This is a genomic window from Leptospira noumeaensis (assembly GCF_004770765.1).
In the GTDB taxonomy this organism is placed as follows: domain Bacteria; phylum Spirochaetota; class Leptospiria; order Leptospirales; family Leptospiraceae; genus Leptospira_A; species Leptospira_A noumeaensis.
In genome coordinates this window covers 119,287-143,791 of the sequence record NZ_RQFK01000033.1, presented here as the reverse complement: position 1 = coordinate 143,791, position 24,505 = coordinate 119,287, and the positions used below count along the sequence as shown (strand labels likewise).

Sequence of the window (24,505 nt, the reverse complement as noted above, 5' to 3'; positions counted from 1 at the left end):
TTATTCGCTCCTAGTTTCCAATGCCAATGCATGGATTTCTTCTTTTAATTCATCTTTCAAAGTGGCATACACCATACGGTGTTGTTCAATGAGACCTTTGCCGGAAAAACCAGAAAAGGTAACCACTGCCTTGATATGGACTCCGTCCCGATAGGGATCAAGAATTTCCACTTTAGAGCCGGGTAGGCCATCTTCAATTTTCTTTTGGATTTCTGGGATTGTCATCCTATAGTATTCCTCCCATCCAGGAATGGTGGGCTTTGATAAATTCAAGATATTCTTTAGGCACTTCCGGTAAAACAGAATTCTTTACCGATGGCAATGAAAGTAGAGTTTCACTCCATTTTGTAATTTTAGGAAAATCTTTTAGTAAGTAGAGTTCCGGTTTGTGGTCTGCCAAAAATTGTAACCTCATAAAAAATGGGGCAAAAGCAGTGTCCACTAAGTGCATTTTCTCTCCGGCAAAATACAGTGTTTTGCTTTCCAACGCCGGCAAACCAGCTTCTAGAATTTTGAATTTGGAAAGGAGCTCTTCGCGTTTTTTATCGGAGTCCGATTTTTCTTTGGCCATGGTCCATCCATATTGGTCCACGAGAAGGGCACTTGCAAATTCTGTCCAGGAGCGGTGTTTTGCTTTTTGAATGGGGTCTTTCGGATGGAGGGCAGGTGTGCTTGTTTCATCTAGATATTCATTGATGACTGCGGATTCGAAAATCACATCGTCTCCTACTTGTAAGACGGGAACTTTTCCAAAAGGTGATATCTTTAAAAACCAATCGGGTTTGTTTGCGAGGTCAATGTACTTGATATCGTAATCCACTTTTTTTTCGAGTAGGTTGATGACAGATCTTTGGACATAGGGGCAAAGTTTAAAGCTGATGAGAACTGGTTTGGTCATATCTATTAGACTGGGCTATGGGGCAGAAAGATCCATTTCCAATGCATGGAGGCCTTTCTTAAATTCTTCTCCGAGTTCGGCGTAGACCAATCGGTGGTTTTCGACAGTGGATTTTCCGGAAAATAACGAGGACACCATTTGCAAACGGAAATGAGTTTCTTTCGAATCTTTAGTCATTCCGGGATGCCCCGCATGTTCGAGGGATACGTCTCGAAGGGAAAGGGAACTTGGTCGGAACTTTTCCTTCAGGATTTTTTCCATCCTGCTGAGTCTTGATTCTTTAGTTTCTGATGCCATAACCAATTTTCATTAACCTCACATTGATCCAAAAAAGTAATCCTGAAAGTAGAGTGATGAATCCAAAAGAAAAGTATAAATTTACATCGGTAACACCAATAAACCCATACCGAAATAAATTCACCATATATAGAATTGGATTACAAAAAGAAACGGTTTGCCAAAATTCAGGTAAGTTCTTTATCGAATAAAACACACCGCCAAGGTAAGTGAGCGGGGTTAGGATAAAAGTGGGAATGATGGTCACATCATCAAACTTTTTGGCAAAAAGGGCGTTGGCAAACCCACCAAGAGAAAACAAAATTGAAGTCATCAGAATGGTAATGACGATCACAAAAGGATTATGGAATCTAAGGTTTGTAAAAAACAGGGAAGTGAGGGTGACTAAAATTCCCACAAAGATACCTCGAACCACTCCACCAAACGTATAACCAATGACGATTGTATAAGGTGATGTGGGGGATACGAGTAACTCTTCAATGTTTCTTTGGAACTTACTTGAGAAAAATGAAGATACCACATTGTTATAAGAATTCGTGATGACACTCATCATAATGAGTCCAGGTACAATGAATTCAATATAAGTAAAATCTCCAATTTTTCCAATTTGGCGTCCGACAAGTTCTCCAAAGATTAAAAAATATAAGGCCATCGTAATGACTGGTGGGATAAGAGTTTGCACCCAAATCCGAATGATTCGAATCCATTCTCTTCTCACAATGGTATGTAGGGCTGTGAAGTTTTGTTTCCACATAATTAGTTTTTTCCTGTTAATGATAAGAATAGTTCTTCTAGTCGGTTGGATTTGTTTCTAAGACTCAAAACTTCTAAGTTTAGTTTTGTCAGTTCCGTAAATAGCTGGTTTACCGATTCTTTTTTATCCAATTGCACTTCTAAACTATGATCGTCTAACCATTCCCAGCTGAATTTTTTTGACATGGGTTTGGATTTGATGGATTTTTTCAAATCGATGATAAAGGTTTCTTTGTCCAAACGGTGGAGGAGTTTTTTCATCGATGTATTTTCGACAATTTCCCCTTTGTCAATGATTGCGATGTTTTTACAAAGAGATTCCGCTTCTTCCAGGTAATGGGTTGTAAGGATGATGGTTTTACCTGCTTGGTTCAGTTCCTTTAAAAAATCCCACATGGATCTACGGATTTCTATGTCTACACCTGCTGTGGGTTCATCTAAAATTAATAGTTTTGGATCGTGGACAAGGGCACGTGCAATCATAAGCCTTCGTTTCATGCCTCCGCTGAGTTGGCCGGCGGCTGACTTTCGTTTGTCGATAAGTGAAAGTTTTTCTAAATAGTATTCTACTTTTTCTTTGGCTTCTTTGTAAGGGATACCGTAAAAACCAGCTTGGTTGATGAGAATCTGTTCCACTGCCTCAAAAATTCCAAAATTAAATTCTTGGGGAACAATCCCAAGAAAGCTTTTGGCAAGGTCAGGTTGAGTGTCAATATCAGTTCCGAAGATTTTGACTTTCCCTCCTGTTTTATTGATAAGAGAGCTCAAAATTCCTATGGTCGTAGATTTTCCTGCACCGTTTGGCCCAAGTAAGGCAAAAAAATCTCCAGCTTCCACTTTTAAGTCGATGGAACGAAGGGCCTTCACTCCACTCCCGTATGTTTTTTCTAAACCTTCGAGTTCGATTGCATATTTTTGCATTTATTTTCCTACTAGTTTTCTTGTTAGGTGGTGTGTTGGGTACTTTTTGTTTTTGATGTTTTCTTTTCTTAGGTTTTTTTGTGTTTCTTCGGGAAGCAAAATTATATTTTTACATTCTTCAGAGCAACAACCTAGAAGTTCTTTGGAACAATCCTCACACTGGACAAGAAGGACATGGCAACCGAGGTTTGCACAGTTGGTATGGCGGTCACTCGGTTTCCCACAAACATAACAAACGGTAAGGATATCATCCGTTACCCTTTCTCCTAACCTGTCATCAAAAACAAAATTTTTACCTTTGAATTTGGAAGGGACTCCCGCATCTTGAACAGCCTTGGCATAATTGATGATCCCACCTTGTAATTGGTGCACCTTAGAATAACCTTTATACTTTAAATAGGCACTTGCTTTTTCGCAGCGAATTCCACCTGTGCAGTAGAGTAGGATTTTTTTGTCCTTATCCTCTTTTAAAAGATCTTCTACAAGTGGTAGTTCTTCTCTAAAGGTTCCCACATCTGGAAGGATGGCATTTTCAAAATGTCCCACTTCTGATTCATAATTGTTTCGAAGGTCTACAACGATGACCCCAGGTTCTTGTAACGCATCATGAAATTCTAATGGTGTTAGGTGGGTTCCCACATCAGAAGGATCAAACTGGGAATCATCCAAACCATCGGCCACTATTTTTTTGCGAACCTTAATGGCGAGTTTGATGAAACTTTCTTTTTTATCTTCCACTGCATCGTTAAAATAAATTTGGTTTAGTTCGGGAATGGAATCCACTGCGGTGCGAAGTAAATCATAGTTTTCAGTGGGAATCGAAAATTGGGCATTGATTCCTTCTTTTGCTAAATAAATTCTTCCCAAAATTCCTAAATCCTCGAAGGCATCATAAAGTTGATCTCGAAATTGAAGAGGGTCTTCGATCTTTACATATCGGTAGAAGGAAATGACTCGGCGTTCCCTTGTGTCACTTTCCACACGTTTTTTTAAGGTTTCTTTATCGTAACGATTGAATAAAAACTTTTTCATTTTGTCCCTTTTAGTTTTTCTTCTTTTACTTTACGGAATGCATTTCTTGTAATTTCAGAAATGGCGGGATGGATGTAGATCATTCCTAAATAATCATCCAACTTTGCCTTTAGATACATACCAAGAAGGATTTGGTGGATGAGGTTTGCTGCTTCGTCCCCGATGATATGGGCACCTATCACTTGTTCTGTCTCCTTGGAAACAAGAACTTTCACAAAACCAGAATCGGACATTCTAGCCATTCCGGTTGCACTGGAGGAATAAGGGTTTACTCCCTTGTAATAAGGAATTTGTTTTTGGATGAGTTCTTCTTCTGTAAAACCCACACTGGCAATTTGCGGGTGAGTGAAGACAGCTTCTGGCATCGGTGGGTAATGGATCGGAAGATTGGTTTTTGTTCCATACAAATGGTCAAAGAGATACTCCCCTTCAAAGTTGGCACTATGCCTGAAAAAATAACGACCGATCACATCACCAAAGGCATAAATTCCAGGTTCTGTGGTTTCTAAGGTATCACTCACTTGGATATAGCCACTCGAGTTAGTTTGGATCTTTGTATGTTCTAATCCTAAGTCATCGGTGTTTGGTCGGATTCCTGTTGCTACTAGCAGACGTTCGGCGGAATGAATTGTAGATTTTCCGTCTGCCGTTTTTCCTGTTACGGTAAACAATCCATCTTTGTGTTCTATTTTTTCAATTTGGTAATGAGATTCAATCGGGAAGGGTAAATGTTTGTTTAATTCGTTTTTGATCTCTCCATCGGCTGATCGCAAAACGTCTGTTCTTGTAAGTCCTGTCACTTGGCAACCGTAAGCCTGATAGGCAGCTCCGAGTTCCAAAGAGATAAATCCAGCACCGATGATAATCAGTGATTTCGGAAACTTGTCCGGTGATAGAGCTTCTCTCGATGTCCAAAAGGGAGTTTCCTTTAATCCGGGAATTTCTGGGATATTGGGTCTAGTCCCTGTAACAATGAATATATGTTTGGCGGTATAAGTTTCTTTGCCATCGGATAGAATCCGATTGTCTATAAACCGAACTTGTTTGGGATAATAATCTATATTTGGATTTTTGTCGTAGGCGATCGGAATGGAATCAGAATCTTGTTTTACTGTTTCGTTCACTCGCTGGAATATTTGAGTCACATCGGCTACGGGTTTTTCTTTGAAAAATACAGGAAACTTTTCCGTTCCCTCTGAGAGACGAATGAGTTCCGAAGGGTAAATCACCATTTTCGATGGGATACAACCTCGGTTGAGGCAAGTCCCGCCGGGGGTTTCTTTTTCAAACACAGCCACTCGTTTGCCAATTTTGGAGGGTGGGGTGACCAGTTTGGTTCCCGCGCCCGCACCAATGACAATGATGTCATATTCTTTCATACTGGTTCCAGCATCGAAATTTGGCAGTTTTCTGTAAATGAAGCAAAATCTCTTTTCCCAAATTTAGAAAGAACTGCCGCCTCCCTTCCATTTTAAATCGATTTATAAACCCCACCATCAGCTCTGACAGAGGCTCCATTAATCATGGAAGCAAGGTCACTGGCCAAAAAAACAATTACGTTTGCGATCTCTTCCGGTTTGGCAAATCTTCCCGCAAGAGAAGAAGGTCTATTTTCCCGGATGAAATCCCTTGCCATCTCATCCTTCGATTTTCCCTTTTCTTTGGCTAGGGCATCGATGAATTCTTCTACCCCTTCGGAAAGTGTGGGACCAGGCAAAACAGAATTGACTGTAACATTTGTTCCCTTACAAACTTCGGCACTCCCACGTGCAATGGAAAGTTGAGCCGTTTTACTCATCCCGTAATGCACCATCTCTACTGGAATGTTGAGGGCCGATTCACTCGAAACAAAAATAATCCGACCGGAGTTTCTTTTTAACATTCCTTGCAAATAATTTTGTGTGAGTTCTGCGCCACTTAAGACATTGGTTTCATACATTTTTTTCCAATCCTCTCTCGAAATTTCAAAAAAAGGTTTTGGTTCGAAGTATCCTGCATTGTTGACTAGGACATCAAGATCCGGAATTTGTTTGGTTAGTTTTTGGATTCCTTCTTCCGTTGCCAAATCGGCGGACACTCCGCCTAATTTTGCATCTGCTAAGATGGATTTGATTTCGGATATAGCCGCTTCCACCGCTTTGTCCGACCGACCATGGATAAAAACTTCTGCTCCTTCCTTTGCAAAACCAAGGGCGGTTTGGAATCCAATTCCTTTTGTGGATCCTGTCACTAATACTTTTTTATCTTTTAAACCTGTATTCATTTTCTCATTCCTCCGAGTACAATTTTACCGATTGTTTTTCCTGTTTGTAAAAGTTCGTGTGCTTTGTTTAGACTCTCTTCTGTCATCTCACCCAAATCCACTTGGTTGGTAGGAATGATTTTTCCTTTTTCCACAAGTCCTGCAATTTCTTCTAACAATTGTTTTTGTCTGATACGGTCTTCTGTTTGGAACATAGACCTAGTAAACATAAACTCATTCAAATACCCATTACTTTTGGACTTGAGAAGATTCATATTGAGGGGAGAGCCGGATTCCACAATGGAACAAATATTTCCAAAGGGAAGGAGCACCTTGGCCAAATTTTCAAAATGGTCTTTCGGATCACTAAAGAGGAGGACTTCATGGACACCGTTTAATCCCAAAGTTTGGATTTGTTCCATGTAATCTTTGTTTGGATTCACGACTAGATCCGCACCGAGTGATTTGACCCAAGTGATCGATTCATCTCGGGAGGCTGTGGCGATGACATTGGCCTTTGTTTTTTGCTTTAAGATTTGGATGGCGATACTTCCCACTCCACCACCGCCGGCAACAATGAGAATATTCTTTTTTGTGAAAGGGTCTAACTTTAATTTATCAAAAATGGATTCGTAGGCTGTAATCGTTGTTAATGGAAGGGATGCCGCCTCTTTAAAATTTAAGTTTTTTGGTTTTTTCCCAACGATCCACTCGTCCACTACTTGAAATTCTGCATTACTGCCTGGTCGTTTGATGTCTCCCGCATAGAAAACTTCGTCTCCTAGTTTCAAAGTGGATACTTTTGCACCAAGTTCTGTAACAACACCTGCTGCATCCCATCCTAAAATTCTAGGACCAGGATTTTCTAATGAGATCGAATTCCTAATTTTATAATCAACCGGATTGACTGAGATCGCCATCACTTGGACTCGGACATCAAACTCTCCCAGAGGTTCTTTCTCTTTTTCTAAAGAACGTAATACTGGTTTATTTTCTTTATGATCATATACTGCGGCAATTGTTCTCATAGATTCCTCGTTTTTAAAAATGAATCAATGGAGAGGATTTGGTTTTCTATTGAGCTTAGGGCTAAAAAATAACACACCATATAAATCATTTGGATTCCAACAATCTCCCATTTTTCAAGCAAACACATTCCAAAAATGAGTGAACACATGAGTAAACTGGCCAATACCAAACTCCACTTCGTATTCCACCCTAAAATGATAAGAACACCTAATACAAGTTCCATGGGAGGGATGATATATCCCATTGTATAAATAAGAACAGACGGGAGTGGGGTATCAGAAAAAAGTGTTTTGATCCAATCCCGAAATATTTCATATTTGTTTCCCATACGAACAATGCCATGCCCTAACAGGTTGGCTCCGATAGCGATTCGTAACACTAGACTGGCTAATGTGATTCCGTTGGTTTCTATTGCATTCATAGCACCCGGTCTTTCTGAGATCCCATTTCTGTAAATTAAAAATATTCAATTATCTATTTGATTGACTTATTGTATATATTTAGTTTACAATTGAGTCATGATTTCGAATATTCGAGACCTAGATGACCTGAAAACCTTTGTTTTTGTAGTCCAAGACCGAAGTTTCACCCAAGTTGCCGCTCGCTTAGGGGTGACAAAGGCCGCTGTGGCCAAACGAATCCAAGGGTTAGAAAAACTTTGGAACACTCAGTTATTTTATAGGAACACAAGAAAGGTGATTCCCACAAGGGAGGCAGACCTCATATTTCAAAAAGTGATCGCTGTCCTTGAGAGTGTGAAAGAACTAGAAAATTCTCTAACCAACAAAGATGAGTTAGAGGGAACACTTCGGGTGACTTGTGTGAGTTCCATGTCTCAGAATTTTATATCTGAAATCATAGATAAGTTCCAAGAAGAAAATCCTAAAATTACCATCCAACTCATCGTCACCGATAGTTTGCTTGATCTTATGGAAGAATCCATCGATATCGGAATTCGTGTGGGAATGGAAGTTCCTTCTGGTTTACTGGGAACGGAGTTATTTAAAAATCGAATCTCTATTGTAGCTAGTCCCTCGTATATCAAAGCTCATAAACCAATCCTTTCACCAAAAGATTTAGAAACCCATAATCTTTTGTATTTGGATTTACATAAGGTTCTTCATTTTTCCGGAACCAATCTTAGTTTGAATGATGTCAGTCGGATAAGAAATTTTTTATCAAACGATGCGGCAAGTTTGGTGCAAATGGGGATCAAGGGAAAAGGAGTTCTTATTAGATCTTTTTGGGATATAGAGGAGGCAGTGCAAAGCGGGAAACTCATTCCCATACTAGGTGGATATCCTTTGGAAAATTTTGGTAATGTTTGGGCGGTTCATCCGAACAATAGAACACCGTCTCGGCGGATGATGGTTTTTCGTAATTTTTTAGAATCGGAATGTAGTTTGAGATTCAATCAATGAATGGGTTTTTTACTTTTTGAATCTTTTCAATGATTTCATTTTTCCTAATTTCAAATGTATCGGGTGGGTCTAATTTGTTCCAAGATTCATAGAGTTCCCTTCTATTTTCAGGAACTGCAATTCCATACTTCCACTCCATATAAAAATAAGTTCGGGCAATGTCTCCACGAATGTTAGGTTTTGGTTCTGCTGTTTGTTCTTTGAAGTTGATTTCAAAATCACATAATCCGTAATTCCTTTCTTCTCCTTCGATTTCCCCATAAGAAAAGATTCCCCGATCCGCATTGATTTCACCTGGGACAGGGACAATATTGTGTAAGTCCGCCTCTATTTTGTTAAACTCAGGATCGGTAACCTGGCAACATTTACGTCCCCGCACCAGTTTTCCATTGGATTCACAATCTTTTTTGATCCAACATTCACGGGTACTACCAAAACTATGAGCAGGGACTATATGCTCCCATTCAATCCATGTTTGGCGGTGGTTGTCTTTTCGGCTATTTAGACCGCAGGATTCAAAGTCAATTTTCAGTCTTCCTTGGACTTCCGAATCTTCAGAGAACTTACAACCGCAGTAAAAATCGGTTCCTACTTTTTTATAAAATCGTTTTAAAACACGTTTGGCTTTTTGAAAATCAAACTCTTTTTGTGGTTTTGATTCTTTGGTAAATTTTTCTTCTGAATCAGAATACAAGTAGAAACTAACGAAGGATAAGAACAAGATACTAGTTGTTACGAGTAGAGTATTCTTCCAAAAAGTCTGGGAATTTGAAAATTTTCCTTCCGCCATAAATGATTTACCAGTTGTCTCTTAACTTTCGTAAGGTTAAAAATATAGACCTGTCATCGGATATTTTCTCCTCTAGTTCTGCAAGTCTGTTTTTGACAGAACTTGTATTCCTTCTGAAAAATGGATTCAGTTTCTTTTCTATACTCATTTCTGAAACTTGAAAGGGTTGTAGGGACGTTTGAAATTCTTCGCGAAACTTGTTTTCAGGATCTATATGTTCTGCAAACTTCAAATTGTTTTCCCAATAATCATGTCCGGGATACAATAAACAAGAGTCAGGAAGGGTTTCATAACGTGATCGTATTGTATCGTACAAAACATTGGGATCTCCACCGCGAAAACAATTTCCTACCCCTACGTTAAATAAAGTATCACCCGAAAAAATTCCTAAAATAGTCTTTGGATTTTTACGAACAAAACTTAGGTGAGAGAATGTATGCCCAGGTGTGTCCCAAACAGCAAGTGATTCCTCTTCCACAGAAAAAACAATATCACCTTCTTTTAAAATTTGATCCATTCCTGGAATTTTATGTTTGGCATCTTTATGACCGTAGATGATTGCTTTTGTTTCCTCTTTTAATTCAAGATTCCCTTGGGTATGATCCCCATGTTCATGAGTATTTAAAATTCCTTTAATTTTGACTCCTAACTTTTGCGCAAAACCGAGTAGGGATTTTGCATCAAAGGGATCAATACAATAGGCTTCACCCGTTCTATTGGAATAAACAAGGTAACTAAAGTTTCTGAGAGGAGAGTTGGTAAAAATGGGAAGGATTTCGATCATTTGGATGTATCCCTCCCAAGTTTCTAGTTTCTAATACAGGATTCGCGTGCGAATGGAATGTTTATGGGCTTTGATTTTATCTTTTAGTTCATCACCCAAGTTTTTATCAATTTCCATACTCAAATAACCAATATTAGATGAGGTACTTAAGTTTTGTGTTAAAATGTTTCCACCTAAATCAGAAATGATCGAGTTGATATCTCTTAAAAACCCTGGTTGGTTTTGGTGGATGTTTAAAATCCGGTGGTATCCCGATTTTAAGTTTCCTAATTCAATATTTGGAAAATTGACTGAGAAAGTAGTGGATCCATTGTTCACATATTTTAGGAGTTTTTCAGCAACTTCTGTTCCAATGTTTTTTTGTGCCTCTTCCGTAGAACCACCGATATGTGGCGTTAGGATGAGGTTTGGTAATCCTTGGAGTGGACTAACAAATGGATCATCATTGGATTTAGGTTCCTCAGGAAAAACGTCCACACCTGCACCAGCAAGTTTTCCTGATTTTAGTCCTTCCACAAGAGCATCAATTTCTAATACTTTGCCACGAGAAAGGTTTAACAAATAAGCACCAGGTTTTACTAGATTCAAATGTTCTTTGCGGAATAGATTTTTGGTTTCATCTGTTTCTGGAACATGGAAGGTAATAAAATCAGATTGTTGTAGCAGTTCTTCGTAACTGTGTACAGAAGATGCGTTTCCAAGAGGAAGTTTGGATATGATGTCGTAAAAAACAACCTTCATCCCCATAGATTCTGCAAGGACAGAAACTTGAGATCCAATATGTCCATAACCGATGATTCCGAGTGTTTTTCCCCGAACTTCAAAACAACCTTTTGCAATTTTATTCCATTTGCCTAAATGTACATCACGCGATTGGTCGGTAGCTTTTCTCGCAAGCATAATGATCTCAGCGATGACAAGTTCCGCAACTGATCTTGTATTGCTATACGGAGCATTGAATACAGGAATCGCACGTTTTTCTGCTTCCTCAAGTTCTACTTGGTTAGTTCCAATACAGAAACAACCAATGGTCATTAATTTTTTAGCATTTTCTAAGGCCTTGGTTGTAACATTTGTTTTGCTACGAATGCCTAAAACATGTACATCCGAAATCCTTTCGATGAGTTCCGCTTCTTCCATCGCATCTTTGACGAGGGTCACGTCAAAACCGTCTCGGTGGAAAAGTTCGTAAGCATCCTTGTGGACGTTTTCCAGAAGTAGGACTTTTATTTTTCCTTTGGGATAAGATACCATAGGAACAGGATTTTTTCCTTTGCCAAACCTTGCACCTCGAAAAAGGTTGAGCTTACCATGGAAAGAATCTTCTCCCTCACCCGAATTTCCTCCATTTTTCTCATTTTTCTGGTTGTTGTTTCCTGCTCGGGAACCAAAGCCTATGTGGTCACACCGGAACCAACCTTAGAGCAACAGACGGCTATTTCTAAAGATCTCTGTTTACAAAGATTTCTTTGGTTGTTTCCAGGGAAACGTCCTTGTGTGTATTTTAAGGCAGAAAGGGACAATGGCACGGGCCTTGTGCAGTATTTTCTCCTTTATGAAATTGGAACCTTTGACGTAGACATCCCAATTGGTGTTTCCTTAAAGTTAGGGGAAACTTGGTACAACCTAAAACGCACCAACACAGATTATTCTGACACGATTATCATTAGCTCAGCTATCTCTTCTGATCTCATCCCAAAAATTGGCGAGAATCAATCGATTGCGATTAGTTATACAAATAGAAAAGAAACCATTAATTATAACTTAAATCCTGGCCAAACAGCTACCTTTCAGTCTAATCTATCAAAACTGATCCGCACCATCGAGTCAGAACCAAAATTAAATATCTACCGAAAGTAAAGTTTTCTTTCGTTCATTAAAAAGAAAAGCCTCCGAGGAGATTCTCCCTGGAGGCTTTTTTTATGTCCTGAGCTTTCCGCAAAAAATTTTAGCGAAAAGTCAGACTGTGGATTTTTGGATCGCTACAGAATTTTATTCCGGTCTCATGAGTGGGAATAGAATGGTATCACGGATGGAATGGGAGTCCGTGAGTAACATCACCAGACGATCAATTCCAATTCCGAGGCCACCTGTTGGTGGAAGTCCATATTCAAGTGCCCGGATATAATCATCATCCATCATAAAGGCTTCATCATCACCAGCTTCTCTTTGTTTCACTTGTTCTTCGAATCGTTCTCTTTGGTCGAAAGGATCATTTAACTCAGTGAAGGCGTTTCCAATCTCACGTCCAGCAACATAAGGTTCAAAACGTTCCACATATTTTGGATCGTCTTCCCCGGACTTAGCGAGCGGCGAAAGTTCTTTTGGAAAATCCGTAATAAAGATAGGTTGGATGAGGTGTGGTTCGACAAGGGAACTGAACACATCATCACATACCTTCCAAATGGAAACGGAATCAGAAGAATCCACACCTTTGGCTTTTGCTTGGGTGATAGCATCATTCAGGTCAGTAATTTTACTAAAATCGATTCCTGAATATTCTTTAATGATATCAATGTATTTTGCACGTTTCCATGGAGCCGAGAGATCTATTTGATCTTTTCCGTAAGCAAATTTTAAACCTTTGCCAATGGCTTCTGCCACCGAAACTATCATTCGTTCCGTGAGAGACAACATCGTTTCCATATCACCAAAAGCCATATAGGCTTCCATCATTGTGAATTCTGGATTGTGTTTTGTGGAAATTCCTTCGTTACGAAAGTTACGATTGAGTTCAAAGACTCTGTCCATTCCACCCACGATCAGTCGTTTAAGATAGAGTTCCGGTGCAATCCGTAGAAATAACTCCATATCTAGAGTGTTATGGTGGGTCACAAAAGGGCGAGCAGCGGCACCACCAGCAATCGGTTGCATCATGGGAGTTTCTACTTCCAAGAATCCTTCATTTGTCAAAAATTTACGAATTTCAGAAATGATCCTTGAACGCATTTTGAATGTTTCCCTTACGCTATCGTTCACAACCAAGTCCACATAACGCATGCGGTATCTTTGTTCTACATCTGAGAAAGCATCGTAGATGACCCCGTCTTTTTCTTTGACAACAGGTAAAGGGCGGATACATTTTGCAAGGAGTTGGACGCTTGTTAGGTGAAGTGTAGTTTCCCCTTTTTGTGTTTGGAAGAGCCAACCTTCGATTCCAATCCAATCTCCTAAGTCGAGTGATTTGAAAAGAGAATAGTTTTCTTCGCCTAAATCATCCCGAGTGGCATACAATTGGATGAGACCTTCGGCATCTTTTAGGTGAGCAAAACTTGCTTTTCCCATCACACGTTTTGCATGCAAACGACCACCCAGTTTGAAGGATTTTTTTTCTGTTTGGTTGGGATCAAACCCTGTGATTAGTGATTTGGAATTGGCATTGGGGAAAAAACGAAGTGGGTAGGGGTTGATTCCTTTGGTTTTTAAATCGTTAATTTTTTGAATGCGTTGTTCAATCAGTTCGTTGGAATCTTTAATTTCATCCATTTATAGGACACCTCTAATATAAGAATACAGATAACGTACAAATTCGCCGGTGATTTCCCGAACTCCATCTTCTGTTAAGAACCAATTTGATCCTGAGACCTCAGATGGAAATCCGTAAGCAGTTACCTTAATGGGCAAACTGGCTAAGGTTTTGCGATAGGTTCCTAAAACTCTTTTGGTTTCATACTCCCGACAAAGGAGTAAAATGCTTCCGAGATTGTCAGCAACGGCTATTTTTAATAGGTTTTTGGATGCCTCGTCTGTGTCACCCATTTTGGATGTTTGGATTATGAGGGAAGAAACTATAGTGGGATTCATTCCTAGAGAACTTAAAACATCTTTGATTTTGGATTCTTTTTCCAGAGGGGAATACAATTGATTTTGTGTTTTATCCTCTCGGATAACGAGAATTAGTTTTTTGAAATCAGAACGTTCTGATAGCGTAACGACTGCTTTCAGATTTTTTTTGGAAGGAAGTTTGTTTACAATTTCGAGAACCGCTACATCTGATTTTTGGTAAGTTTCCGATGATTTTAACCAATAGGGAGAAGAAAGAGTCAGACCTAGCAAAACTAATATTGGGGAAATAAAGCCTGTAAAGAGGAGTTTGAGTCGAAACGTAAGATCGGATACTTGCATACTGATGACCCCTACAACCTACCGAAAGGTAAGGGGAAGTGACAAGAGAAAATTCATCTCCTTGACGAAAGAACCCGTTTTCCTAACCTGTCCTACATACACACCCGCTCGGATGGTGGAATTGGTAGACACGCTACTTTGAGGTGGTAGTGCCGCAAGGTGTGGGGGTTCGAGTCCCCCTTCGAGCAAAATCCTAATCATCACAAAACAATCATTAACTTCAATATAGATCGACTCGAACAGTTTTGTGAGCCGAATTGTTGCGACCCATAGGGAGCAATGATTCGGATAAGCCGACCTGGATGGGAGGCGCCGAACAAAGCCGTGCCTCGAAGCGTGGTTCGGACAGGAAGTCCAAACAGCGGAGAGGGCAAGTCCCCCTTCGAGCAGAGAATATCCCGTAAGCCCACAAATTGACTTTCCCCAAAACACAATAGATTTTTCAATTCAGGAACAAAGCGTATATTCACAAGTAAACTAATCGCTATTAGCTCTAGCAGTGGCCACTTTGGAGAAATAAACCCATAACTTCGGAAAGACTGCTTTAGTATATTATTTCTAGCTTCAGCTCCATTAGAGCTCACACCTTCCTTAGTTGCCCACCTTTCCCTGGACATATTGTATCTTGGATCATTACTCTTGCGGGAGTGATTAACAGATTTGTGATTTGGTTTGTCTCAAATAAAAGTATAACCATAGCCAGTATAGAGAATAACGTTATTTGGAATCTTCTTATCTAAGTCATTTTCTGGGAAGTCTTGTAAGTAGTGTTTAATTTTCTGCTTGAGGTTATGAAAACCTTATCCAAAATGATGGCAATTATATAAGATGCACTAAATTTGTAATTTAAAGACATTTCTCATTTCTCTCTTTGTTAAATAATCGATTCTTCGACTAGCAAGTTTTTGTCTTGTTGGAATTCCCCCCACCCCGCCTTTCTTATCAACTGACATAAAATCCATCCTATTTATTATGATAATCTTATATGTATTTGATTCCTGTCTAGAGCCTGAAGTTTAATTTAGCTTCATCTGTAGGTGTTATATGGTTTTTTTCATTTTTATTTATTGTTTTTTACAAATAATGATCGTTAGTGCTTATTTTTGCGACAATTTTATTCTTTCTTGTGTAGCGAAAGGAGTTTTTTTGAAGATTGTTTGGTGTAAGGTGATTGATTCCCGTCTTTAATTTATTTTTTCAAATTTTAAAAAAATAAATTGCATTTTTTTTTCGGATACCCACATATTTGCTCTACAAATCACGCCTGTTATGTGTACAGATTGACCTCTAGGAGATGTTTATGCCGGATACCGAAAAAAAAGATGCTGTCATCGATCAAATTTATAAGGAAATTAATAAATTATTAGGAACTCAGAATCAGTTGTTTTGTATGGAGTTCCCGGGAAGGGTTTTGAATGAAGATACCTATGCATACAAGAATGACGCCATTTATTCGATTCTGACAAAACCACAGCCTGTCATCGAACAAGAATTTCGTTTAAGTGATGACTTATTCGATGTATCTCAGATTTCCGCAGGCCCGAACGGCAGTAAATTATCCACAACTTACGAGAGCGTAATTAATCTTTTGATTCCGAAATACCAAGAAAACTCTCAGTTTAACTCGGATAAGGCTAAGATGAGAAAGTGGCTTTTGGAAAAAATCGAAACAGAAGTAAACGGTAAAACACTCCAAATCAGTAGAATTGAATTATATGAGCAATTATTACAGGCTTATCTGACAGAGAAGTCGGATTGGAAACTGGAAAAGGAGAAAAAATTAGCAGAAGCAAATTCCATTGTCGATTCCGAGGAAAGAAGGGCGCATTTGGAAGAGTTTTCCAAATGGTTCGCTAATGTTGCACCGGTTCGAGATGCACTCATCGGGGCTAGGTTCGACGATTTGGTCTCAAGAGGATATTATCATGAAGTTTTGAGAATGCTTGGGTATTTAGATCAAGCTTCCGAATCCGAATCGATTGAGGCAACCAAAACTAAGATGAGAAATTCATCTATGCTCTCTTTGGACGAATCGACTACGATCTTTCCAGTACAATTTCAGCCGGTCGATTGGTTTAGCGGTTTAAATACGGATTTCACTCCCCAGGATCTACTGATGGATCCCGACTTAATCAAGTCCCAAATCATCTCGAAAGAAAAACAATTGGATGATCTGGAAAGTCAGCTCATATCCCTGCAAATGGCCAAAACCGGAGATATAGCGACCTTAGAATCGCAAGTTGCGGATGCACAAAGTAAATACGATTCCGCACAGAGCGATATGATCAAAAACTTCGGTAATGTAACTGTAAGTTTGATTCAAATGTATTACTCCTCAAAGTCGAAGAAGTCGTCAGGAGGGAGTTCTCCTCTTCAGAAGGATGAGTTCGACAAAGAAATGCAGTCACAAGGTTCCAGCCCTTTAACGGACGAACAGTGGAAGCAGTTGGTGGATATGCAGAATAAAACTGTGGATGCACAACAAAGTTTGATTCAAACTTCTCGCTCTTTGGCAGATCTTGAAGCAAAATTAGCTGCTGCGCACGCAACGAATACCTCCGATGCGCAATTGACTTTGAAGAATCAAATCCAGCAGATTATTGCCGATTTGAATAATTTAAAACAACTTTATAATTCACAATTCGATTCTTTCGGCTCCATTACTTCTGCTACAATTCCAGTGTCTCTGCCCGCCAATTTATTTGAAAGGAAAGATCTTACCGCTGCCGACCTAGCCATATTGAACGGAGCATATACCGCGGGGCAACCGACAACAAATCCCTATACGCTTAACGAGAATGCCGTTACAGCTGAGATAAGGGGGCAAATTGCCTCTATATTGAATTCGATTCATTATGTCGATAAGTCAGCGTCGAAGCCGCCGTTGCCTTCCTCCTCGCCGAAGGTAGGTAAATTTATGGATCTGGTCATGTCCTTTACGAAAGGCACTCAATATAAAGAAAGCACTTTGTCCCAAGGTTCTTCGCATACGAGCTGGAGCGTAAGCGTATTATTTGGAAGTGCGGGGGGAAGCAGTGATACTTCGTATTCGAATTTTTCTTCCAAATATAAGGCAGATAACACCAGTTTTAAAATCGGTATGAGACTTACTAAAGTGGCAATCGATCGAGGAGGTTGGTTCAATCCCGAATTGCTGAATCATACGGACGATATGTTCCGTTTGAGTAAAAAATCGATATCGAACGGAATTCCGAACGATCCGGCAAATCCCACAAAACAGGAAATGGATGCGTTTACGAATAATTTATTCCCTGCGTTTCCGATCGGTTTTGTGATCGCAAAAGACGTAACGATTCAGATAGAAATCGATTCTGTTGACCAGGAAACGGCCCAAAGTTATCTGCATAAATCTAGTTCGATAGGGGGCGGCTTTCTCTGTTTTAGTGCTTCCCATTCGGAATCGTCTACGACTCAATCCCAGTCTTTCTATTCTTCTGTAGAAAACAATAACATCATCATTCGCATTCCAGGACCTCAGATTTTGGGATGGTTTTTGGAATATGTAAATAAGGATAATAGCTCTGATTATGCTCCTATGCCAGACGGGTTTTTACCGGATGACGGAATCAAGAAGGCTGGTCTGCCAACCGTTCCCACTTTCCCGTTTCCGGAAATCCATACCGACATCGTGAGCGAACTAGGGGATCCTGCTCCTCCTAAAAACGCTAAGACAGTTGTTCTTTCCGGGCATGGAGCAATCTCCGTGGAACCAAACAAAAGTTTCAATTTCCAAAGATTACAAACTGCCAAGTCAACAATCTACTATTATACTTTTGATTCTATTAACATCCTAGATAGCATGGGTCAAAAGATAGAAAGGGCAGCATTGGATAAAAATCAAATCTTTACTCCGTATGTGAAATGTTTTACAAGTCTTGTCGGTGGAACGGAACTTCGGGATATGCTTTTATTTGATACAGCTGGTTTGCGTATTTATACCCCGCCAAATTGGAACAAGAGCAAATTTACTTTACCCGATATCAAGGGAAAGAATTGCGATGTTTTGGTCGCCTATGATGGAGTCAATTTTGCCTCTAGCACTAAGTTTCAAGTCACAATCGGAAAAACGGATTACGGAGTATTGATGTCTACGATCGTTCAGTCTTCTATGTTTGCCAATCTTTCCTGTGACTTCTTATGGGCTGCCTGTAAAACGGAACTATGATTGTTTCTGATTTTATAAAACGAATATTAGACTACGGAACCAAACAATACGGATTGCATTACAATGAATTCGTATTGTTTGGCGTAAGGGGATACTCAGTGATTGATGGATCCATGGTAAAGAACGATGACAAGATAGATGAATATAACGATCTGATTTTTCTTCTAGGAACCAATTCGATTCCGCGTTATTATATAGCCACTATGGATCCCGGTCTTACTTGGTTAAGAAAGGCAATGAATCCTTTGGGAACGGCACGTTTGAAAGAGGGGCTTTATAAATACAAAATAGGCATTCATCGAGGGCATCCTGCATTGACCCAATATGCGAGTGTTACTGTTTTGAGATATAAGGAACATACGGGAGACCAACCTTGGATCTCATGGAAAGATGAAAAACCTAGTATTTTTCAAACAGGATGGTTCGGAATCGATATTCATGCAAAAGGAGGTAACACTGCTAAAGTGGGAGTCACAAGTGCAGGATGTTCCGTGATCGACAGTACTTGGGAGGGCACCGTATGGAAGGAATTTTTTTCCTTACTCAAGTCCGCATCTCACGTCCAGAACTTTTACTATTATGCTGTCTTAGATCAAGCCACTGTTGAGAAATTGATCGTTTCGGATATTTGACCTTATTAATTAGAACAAGTATTATTGTTGCCATCCGTGAAAGATTTATCTTAATAAACGTTCCGCGAAGCCCTAGGAACAATTCTTAATTTATTTCAAATACTTCTCAAAAAACCCTACGGCTCTTGACTCTGCTTCTTTAGGATTAAAATTCCAAAGGCGTTCGTGGCGATTGCATTCAGGTGACCAGAGAGATTTTGGCTCACCAGCTTTCGCAAACAAATCTTCCGCATGATGGTAATCTACATAATCATCTTTTGTACAATGAAAGATGGCAATGGGCCTTGGACTGATCGAGGCAATTTTATCAATAGGTCTGACTGTATCAATGTCCATACTCCCACGATAGTTTAACGCAAGTTTGACTACGGGAATCAGTGGGTAGTAAGGGATTCCAAAATCACGTTTTGCTGATTCTACAAGAACATCAATGGCACTTCCATAACCGCTGCTAAAAATACCAGCTTGGATTTCTGGATGATCGGCCATTGCAATGATACTTGTGGCGGAACCCATGGAGAATCCAAAGATTCCAATTTTTTGATAACCTTTTGATTTCAAAAATTGAATGGCAGCATCCACATCTTTTTGTTCATGAAATCCCATGGATGCAAATCCTCCATGGTTACGACGTAAACTAAGCAGTAGTAAATTATAACCTGCATCGTGTAGGCTTTTGGCAAAGCGAATCCCTTCGTTCCTTTGCCCACCATGGCCATGAACTAAGATGATTGTGGCTTTTGCTTGTTTTGCGGGAATCCAGTAATTAACAAGATTCAAATTGTCCGCTGTTTTGATTTCGACTTCTTCAAATTCTAATCCAACTTCACTAGGTCCATTGCAGAAAACATGGTGGTCTGGATTACATTTTACCTTTGGATAAAGGACTAAACTGGAAAAATAATAGGCGATGCCACTGAGTAAGATGATACTAAAAATCAATCCGGAAACTGTATATTTTTTGATTTTGTTCATGAGCCGATAAAAATACGAAAAAATTGAAATTCTGCAAGTAAAAAAACAGAAGGCTTTGATTTTCGGAGATATGGAACCTACGTTAACTGCTTTTTTTATTTGTTGTATGAGTGTCCTTAGCCCTCTTTCTGGGGTGAGTGATGGGGAACTGCGAGGTTGTCCACCATCACCTAACTGCGTTTCTAGTCAGAGTATGGAGTACAATTTTGTCCATAAAGTAGATCCAATCGCTTATACTACATCGAGACAAGTGGCTTACGAAAGAATCAGCAAGTACTTTCACGATTCAGAAAACATCTGGATTCGAGAAGAGAAGGATGGGGAATACATCCGAGTGATTTTTTTCACAAAGGTATTTCGGTTTCCCGATCGAGTGGAAATCTATTTTCCAGAGGGCAAACAAGAAGCCCAGATTCGTTCCCAATCCGCACTTGGACTTTGGGATATTTTTGCCAACCGAAGGCGTGTGAATCAGTTTAGAGAATTACTCGCGAAGGAAGAATCAAAGTAAGGCGTTGTGATTCAAAAAATAGATTCCACCAATAATCCTTTCTATTTTGGATCCAAAAAGCCAATCTCCGAGGATGGTAATTCTTGTTTCTTTACATAGTTCTTTCCATTCATCGAAACTAGGTAAGTCTAGTTGGAGAGCACCTTCGCGACCAAGGAGGGGCAGTTGGGCCTGCGCATACTTCCACTTATGGTTCCAAATTAAATTGGGACGAGGAGCTTTGAACTTTTCTTTCAGTTCACCGATCAGATAATCTTTGTATTTGTTAGTTGGATTTTTATTTTGATCCATCCAATCTTCAAAATGAGATTCGGAAAAGATAACCCCGAATTGAACGAGAAGAGCAGAACCTTCTTCAAATTCCTTTGGATATTTAATACTTTCCCAACTTTGGTATTCCCAATCGGTTCCACGTTCTAAACTTGTAGTAATGGGAATGGGAGAATGTGGATTTAGGCCCAAAGCCTTCCAATTAGGTTTCCACTTGTCCCAGTAGAAATAACTAACTAGCGTTTTACGGTAGTCGTTGAATGGCTCCAAAAAGTTTGCCCATTTTTGTAATTTAGGATTTTCTTTGGAACGATTAAAAATTTCTAAAATCTGCGGAATGGGAAGGGTCAGGATGACTGAGCGTGAACAAACCGTTTCTCTTTCTTTTGTTTCCGAGTGATCAAATTCCAAGTTCCAGGTTTCTTCGTCTGCAACTTCTATTTTTTTTAGATGATGTCCTTGGATGGGTTTCACCTGACCCATCATTGCCGAAACAAGATCTGCCATCCCTTTTGTTGGATAAAAATGTGATTCGTCATAAATGGGATTCACTTTTAACTGGATTTGTTTTGATTTCCAGATTTCGAGAATCGAATACTTTGTTTCGCCGCCAAGCCACCGAACTTCCATTTGGTCACGAAACATAGTGGCACCAAAATCATAAGAAAAAGAATCTTTGCTTTTGCTTGAGACTCTTCCTCCAAACGATTTCCCTTTGTCGTAAATCACAACGTCGGGGTTCATCATGGCAACGGCGGCTCCAGAAATTCCAGATCCAACCACTACTGGAACTTGGTAACAAAAAATTGGTTTCACGGTTCACTCCAACCTTAGGGAATGATACTATAACTGTTTGATGAGAGCTTTCAAATCATTTATGAGAGAAAATGGAGCTGGTTTGATTTCTTCTGCGAGTTTAATTGTGTCCTCTATGGTGCGAGTGAGAACTTGTTTTTCTGCTGTATAAGCAGCTTGCGGAAGCCTAGATTTATTTTTTTTAAAAATTGTGACTTTGGTATCAATGATTTCGATCATTTGGTTCAAATACTGAATCTTCTGGTCCATAGGCAAATGGTGTAACATAATGAATCAAAATGAGAAACAAATTTTTGGATAAGGCTGGGAAATTCGTCGTAGGGAATCCAATGACAGATGAAATTTGGGATTCTTATCTTCCCGAAAAATTCAAAGTTCTTTCCCCTTACCAATGGACACCGATACCAGTCATTGAGAGAACTTGGAAATATCTTTCCGAAGAACAAGTGAAGTCCGTTGTGGATTTAGGTTCTGGGCTTGGAAAATTTTGTATTTACCTTTCTCTCCTTTCGAAAAGTTCTTTTCCGATCCACGGTTTAGAAGACCGAGAAGATTTAGTTTTAATTGCAGATTCTCTAAAAAGAAAGTGGGGTGTGGAAAATATAAACTGGGAAAGAACTAATTTTCTAAAACAATTTCCTTATGGCCATTCGCATTATTATTGTTTTAATCCTCTTTATGAAACAATGAAAGGAAATCATTCGATTGATATTTCCAAAGAAAAATCGGCAAACCAGTTTTTAAAAGATCTACAAACCTTTAAACAAAATTTAATTTTATTAAAACCGAAAACGAAACTCATCACCTTCCATGGGTTTGGTGGAAGTTATTTGCCCGGGTTTAAAACTCTATTGAAAGAAGAGATTGAGGGAGGAGAATTTAGAGTTTGGGAAAAAGAATGAATTTTTTCCCAAACATAATTTGATTGACTCTCTATTCAACTCTTAATGGATCCTTAGTCTTATTTTTTCCTTTGTAAATGTGGTTTTGCAACCAGTAGATAAACGATCCCTGTAGAAATGACAACGAGAGTTGTAAAAATCATTCCATAATTGATGTACCATGGTTCTTCTGGTGTTCTTGGCCAAACCATATTGGCAACAGCAGTGATCCCATAAAAAAGTGCGAGTCCATTGATCCAGATTCCGAATTTTCCTAAGGTAAAGGAGCCGGATGGTTTCCAACCTTTCAGGCGTGCATAAAGTGCGGCAAGGACTACCATTTGAAAGGCTACGTAAATTCCAGCAGATGCAAAACTAATGATGGTTGTGACTGCATCTTGTAACCAATGTCCCATACCTGTGATAAGAATGGGAATGAGTCCTGTGACGAGAAGGGCATTGACCGGAACTTTGCCTGATTTTGATAGATGGTTCAGGTGTTTACTTCCGAAGATCATTCCATCGCGAGCAAAGGAAAATAACAAACGACTTGCAGCAGCTTGTAAGCTGAGAAGGCATGATAAAAATGAAACCATTACCACAACAATCACCATTCGGTAACCTACAAGTCCCATCGCAGAGACAAGTGTGGTTGTGACGGGGTCATGGTCTTCACCCGAAATGGCTTTGTCGATATTGGGCAAAGCCAGTAGTAAGGCCAAACAAACAAAGGTGGCCGCTCCCCCTCCAATATAAATTGTCATTCTCATGGATTTAGGAATCGCCGAGCTCGCGTTTGGTGTTTCTTCAGCCACATCTCCGCAAGCTTCAAATCCATAATAACAGAACATAGCAGCTACGGAAGATGCAAGGAATGCCGGGAAGTAGTTTGTACCTTCTCCTAGAGAGAATGTATTCCAAAGTATGGAAATAGAATTTACTTTTGCAAAAAGAAGGAGGTATCCACCAACAACAATGGCTCCGACAAGTTCACATAAAAATCCAAAAAAAGCAACCTTGGCAAGGAGTTTGGTTCCACTCAAATTTAAGAACGTGGAGATCAAAATCATAATGATGGCAATCCAGATAAAACCTGTGTTCCCGAGTTCGACTCCCAATAGTTGGGTTAAAAATGGAGCTCCACCGACTGCAACAGCAGCCACTGTCGTAAAGAGGGCCCAAGCATAGACCCAAGCAGACATCCAAGCCCAACGTTCTCCTACCAAACGGAGAGACCAGGGATAAATCCCACCAGAGATGGGGTATTGGGAGACAATCTCACCAAAAACCAGACAAACTAAAAATTGTCCCAAACCCACGAGTAGGTAATTCCAAATCATGGGTGGGCCACCCGCTTGGATGGCTAGGGCAAATACGGAATACACACCAACAACGGGGGAGAGATATGTGAAACCTAGGGAAAAGTTTTCCCAAAAGCTCATACTGCGATCAAATTCGGATTTGAGTCCGAGTGCTTCTAATTGTGCTGAATCCTTGTCCAATGCCTTTTGACTCATGAAACATCCTTATCCTTTTTAGTGGTAGGTTAGGAATGGTTCTAGAGGTGGGCCCGTTTTCTACAAACGATTTTGTTTTTCCATTGACTGAAAAGCCTTTGATCCATCTAATTTTTCACAATCACGGATACTTTATATGAAACAAACACTACTCTTAGCAATGATGCTATCACTCTCCATTGGATGCGCAAGCTCTCAAACAAACGACGGAAGTTCTGAAGAACCTGGTCTTGTGAACAAACTCATCGAAAAAGCCAATTCGGAAGAAGGCCAAAAAGCCATCCAAATGGGTAAGGAAAAACTTCAAGATCCAGCCACCCAAGAGAAACTGAAAGGTCTACTTTCTAAAGATAAAAAGAAAAAAGAACCAGCACTTCCGGCTCAGTAAAATTTTCCTATCAAGAAATACTTTCACCCTAACCAAT

Annotated in this window: 26 protein-coding genes and 1 tRNA gene; 8 read left to right on the top strand and 19 right to left on the bottom strand. The window is 39.7% G+C overall.

The genetic code is table 11. The annotated features are described in order from the left end of the window. The 10 genes from EHQ24_RS17420 to EHQ24_RS17375 all read right to left on the bottom strand — a co-directional run bounded on the left by EHQ24_RS17420 (position 1) and on the right by EHQ24_RS17375 (position 7,593). Positions 1 to 225 carry a BolA/IbaG family iron-sulfur metabolism protein gene (locus EHQ24_RS17420; RefSeq protein WP_100743087.1) on the bottom strand — a complete coding sequence of 75 codons (225 nt, stop codon included), beginning with the start codon at positions 223 to 225 and terminating at the stop codon, positions 1 to 3. A gap of 1 nt (position 226) precedes the next feature. Beyond that, positions 227 to 898 (bottom strand): glutathione S-transferase family protein, encoded by a 672-nt coding sequence (locus EHQ24_RS17415; RefSeq protein WP_135602901.1) that lies wholly within the window; start codon positions 896 to 898, stop codon positions 227 to 229. A 15-nt stretch (positions 899 to 913) separates the two neighbouring features. Then, complete coding sequence (locus tag EHQ24_RS17410) at positions 914 to 1,195, bottom strand: BolA family protein (RefSeq protein ID WP_135602900.1); 282 nt, start codon at positions 1,193 to 1,195, stop codon at positions 914 to 916. Further along, entirely contained in the window at positions 1,179 to 1,949 is a 771-nt protein-coding gene (locus EHQ24_RS17405; protein WP_135602899.1) for an ABC transporter permease, read from the bottom strand. Before EHQ24_RS17405 ends, EHQ24_RS17410 begins: the two co-directional genes overlap by 17 nt. Positions 1,950 to 1,951: 2 nt before the next feature. Continuing rightward, a complete protein-coding gene (locus EHQ24_RS17400) occupies positions 1,952 to 2,869 on the bottom strand; it encodes an ABC transporter ATP-binding protein (protein ID WP_135602898.1) in 918 nt (305 codons plus the stop codon). Continuing rightward, entirely contained in the window at positions 2,870 to 3,901 is a 1,032-nt protein-coding gene (trhO, locus tag EHQ24_RS17395) for an oxygen-dependent tRNA uridine(34) hydroxylase TrhO (RefSeq protein WP_135602897.1), read from the bottom strand. Beyond that, positions 3,898 to 5,280 (bottom strand): dihydrolipoyl dehydrogenase, encoded by a 1,383-nt coding sequence (locus tag EHQ24_RS17390; protein WP_135602896.1) that lies wholly within the window; start codon positions 5,278 to 5,280, stop codon positions 3,898 to 3,900. The genes trhO and EHQ24_RS17390 overlap by 4 nt, the downstream gene beginning before the upstream one ends. Before the next feature lie 92 nt (positions 5,281 to 5,372). Then, entirely contained in the window at positions 5,373 to 6,164 is a 792-nt protein-coding gene (locus tag EHQ24_RS17385) for an SDR family NAD(P)-dependent oxidoreductase (protein ID WP_135602895.1), read from the bottom strand. After that, positions 6,161 to 7,171 (bottom strand): zinc-binding alcohol dehydrogenase family protein, encoded by a 1,011-nt coding sequence (locus EHQ24_RS17380; RefSeq protein ID WP_135602894.1) that lies wholly within the window; start codon positions 7,169 to 7,171, stop codon positions 6,161 to 6,163. The genes EHQ24_RS17385 and EHQ24_RS17380 overlap by 4 nt, the downstream gene beginning before the upstream one ends. After that, positions 7,168 to 7,593: a MauE/DoxX family redox-associated membrane protein gene (locus EHQ24_RS17375; protein ID WP_135602893.1), complete on the bottom strand. Its 426-nt coding sequence runs from the start codon at positions 7,591 to 7,593 to the stop codon at positions 7,168 to 7,170. The genes EHQ24_RS17380 and EHQ24_RS17375 overlap by 4 nt, the downstream gene beginning before the upstream one ends. 97 nt (positions 7,594 to 7,690) lie before the next feature. Here EHQ24_RS17375 and EHQ24_RS17370 point away from each other — a divergent pair, with 97 nt between their 5' ends. Continuing rightward, positions 7,691 to 8,593: a LysR family transcriptional regulator gene (locus EHQ24_RS17370; protein ID WP_135602892.1), complete on the top strand. Its 903-nt coding sequence runs from the start codon at positions 7,691 to 7,693 to the stop codon at positions 8,591 to 8,593. Here EHQ24_RS17370 and EHQ24_RS17365 read toward each other — a convergent pair. From EHQ24_RS17365 to serA, 3 genes are all read right to left on the bottom strand, one after another. After that, on the bottom strand, positions 8,583 to 9,287 hold the full coding sequence (locus EHQ24_RS17365) for an endonuclease (RefSeq protein ID WP_244310499.1): 705 nt from the start codon (positions 9,285 to 9,287) through the stop codon (positions 8,583 to 8,585). The genes EHQ24_RS17370 and EHQ24_RS17365 overlap by 11 nt on opposite strands. A gap of 103 nt (positions 9,288 to 9,390) precedes the next feature. Next, on the bottom strand, positions 9,391 to 10,167 hold the full coding sequence (locus EHQ24_RS17360; protein ID WP_135602890.1) for a hydroxyacylglutathione hydrolase: 777 nt from the start codon (positions 10,165 to 10,167) through the stop codon (positions 9,391 to 9,393). Positions 10,168 to 10,197: 30 nt separating this feature from the next. Continuing rightward, positions 10,198 to 11,421 (bottom strand): phosphoglycerate dehydrogenase, encoded by a 1,224-nt coding sequence (gene serA, locus EHQ24_RS17355; protein WP_135602889.1) that lies wholly within the window; start codon positions 11,419 to 11,421, stop codon positions 10,198 to 10,200. A gap of 57 nt (positions 11,422 to 11,478) precedes the next feature. Between serA and EHQ24_RS17350 the strand changes: the two genes are divergently transcribed. After that, the gene (locus EHQ24_RS17350) at positions 11,479 to 12,027 is read left to right on the top strand and encodes a hypothetical protein (RefSeq protein WP_135602888.1); all 549 of its coding nucleotides are present in this window, start codon (positions 11,479 to 11,481) and stop codon (positions 12,025 to 12,027) included. A gap of 132 nt (positions 12,028 to 12,159) precedes the next feature. Here the strand turns inward: EHQ24_RS17350 and lysS are convergent, their stop codons facing one another. Both lysS and EHQ24_RS17340 read right to left on the bottom strand, forming a co-directional pair. Further along, complete coding sequence (lysS, locus tag EHQ24_RS17345) at positions 12,160 to 13,644, bottom strand: lysine--tRNA ligase (protein WP_208725854.1); 1,485 nt, start codon at positions 13,642 to 13,644, stop codon at positions 12,160 to 12,162. 9 nt (positions 13,645 to 13,653) lie between these two features. Further along, positions 13,654 to 14,292 (bottom strand): hypothetical protein, encoded by a 639-nt coding sequence (locus EHQ24_RS17340; protein ID WP_135602886.1) that lies wholly within the window; start codon positions 14,290 to 14,292, stop codon positions 13,654 to 13,656. A gap of 106 nt (positions 14,293 to 14,398) precedes the next feature. On the opposite strand from EHQ24_RS17340, the gene EHQ24_RS17335 reads away from it, so the two are divergent. From EHQ24_RS17335 to EHQ24_RS17320, 3 genes are all read left to right on the top strand, one after another. Continuing rightward, positions 14,399 to 14,480 (top strand) — tRNA-Leu (locus EHQ24_RS17335). 1,112 nt (positions 14,481 to 15,592) lie between these two features. Continuing rightward, positions 15,593 to 18,478, top strand: a complete 2,886-nt coding sequence (locus EHQ24_RS17325) for a hypothetical protein (RefSeq protein WP_135602885.1) — start codon at positions 15,593 to 15,595, stop codon at positions 18,476 to 18,478. Beyond that, a complete protein-coding gene (locus tag EHQ24_RS17320; RefSeq protein ID WP_135602884.1) occupies positions 18,475 to 19,110 on the top strand; it encodes a hypothetical protein in 636 nt (211 codons plus the stop codon). The genes EHQ24_RS17325 and EHQ24_RS17320 overlap by 4 nt, the downstream gene beginning before the upstream one ends. 90 nt (positions 19,111 to 19,200) lie before the next feature. On the opposite strand, the gene EHQ24_RS17315 is transcribed toward EHQ24_RS17320, so the two are convergent. Then, positions 19,201 to 20,085, bottom strand: coding sequence for an alpha/beta hydrolase (locus EHQ24_RS17315; RefSeq protein WP_135602883.1), 885 nt, complete (start codon positions 20,083 to 20,085; stop codon positions 19,201 to 19,203). Positions 20,086 to 20,155: 70 nt separating this feature from the next. On the opposite strand from EHQ24_RS17315, the gene EHQ24_RS17310 reads away from it, so the two are divergent. Further along, entirely contained in the window at positions 20,156 to 20,596 is a 441-nt protein-coding gene (locus EHQ24_RS17310; RefSeq protein WP_135602882.1) for a DUF1499 domain-containing protein, read from the top strand. Here the strand turns inward: EHQ24_RS17310 and EHQ24_RS17305 are convergent. Then, the gene (locus EHQ24_RS17305; protein WP_135602881.1) at positions 20,588 to 21,682 is read right to left on the bottom strand and encodes an NAD(P)-binding protein; all 1,095 of its coding nucleotides are present in this window, start codon (positions 21,680 to 21,682) and stop codon (positions 20,588 to 20,590) included. The two genes, EHQ24_RS17310 and EHQ24_RS17305, sit on opposite strands and share 9 nt — an antisense overlap. 27 nt (positions 21,683 to 21,709) lie before the next feature. Next, positions 21,710 to 21,949, bottom strand: a complete 240-nt coding sequence (locus EHQ24_RS17300) for a hypothetical protein (RefSeq protein WP_135602880.1) — start codon at positions 21,947 to 21,949, stop codon at positions 21,710 to 21,712. Positions 21,950 to 22,011: 62 nt separating this feature from the next. On the opposite strand from EHQ24_RS17300, the gene EHQ24_RS17295 reads away from it, so the two are divergent. Then, on the top strand, positions 22,012 to 22,584 hold the full coding sequence (locus EHQ24_RS17295) for a methyltransferase (protein ID WP_341867250.1): 573 nt from the start codon (positions 22,012 to 22,014) through the stop codon (positions 22,582 to 22,584). Between the two features lie 59 nt (positions 22,585 to 22,643). Here EHQ24_RS17295 and EHQ24_RS17290 read toward each other — a convergent pair whose 3' ends face one another. Continuing rightward, positions 22,644 to 24,080, bottom strand: a complete 1,437-nt coding sequence (locus EHQ24_RS17290; protein ID WP_135602878.1) for an APC family permease — start codon at positions 24,078 to 24,080, stop codon at positions 22,644 to 22,646. Positions 24,081 to 24,216: 136 nt separating this feature from the next. Here EHQ24_RS17290 and EHQ24_RS17285 point away from each other — a divergent pair, with 136 nt between their 5' ends. Further along, on the top strand, positions 24,217 to 24,468 hold the full coding sequence (locus EHQ24_RS17285) for a hypothetical protein (protein ID WP_135602877.1): 252 nt from the start codon (positions 24,217 to 24,219) through the stop codon (positions 24,466 to 24,468). Positions 24,469 to 24,505: the final 37 nt, after the last annotated feature.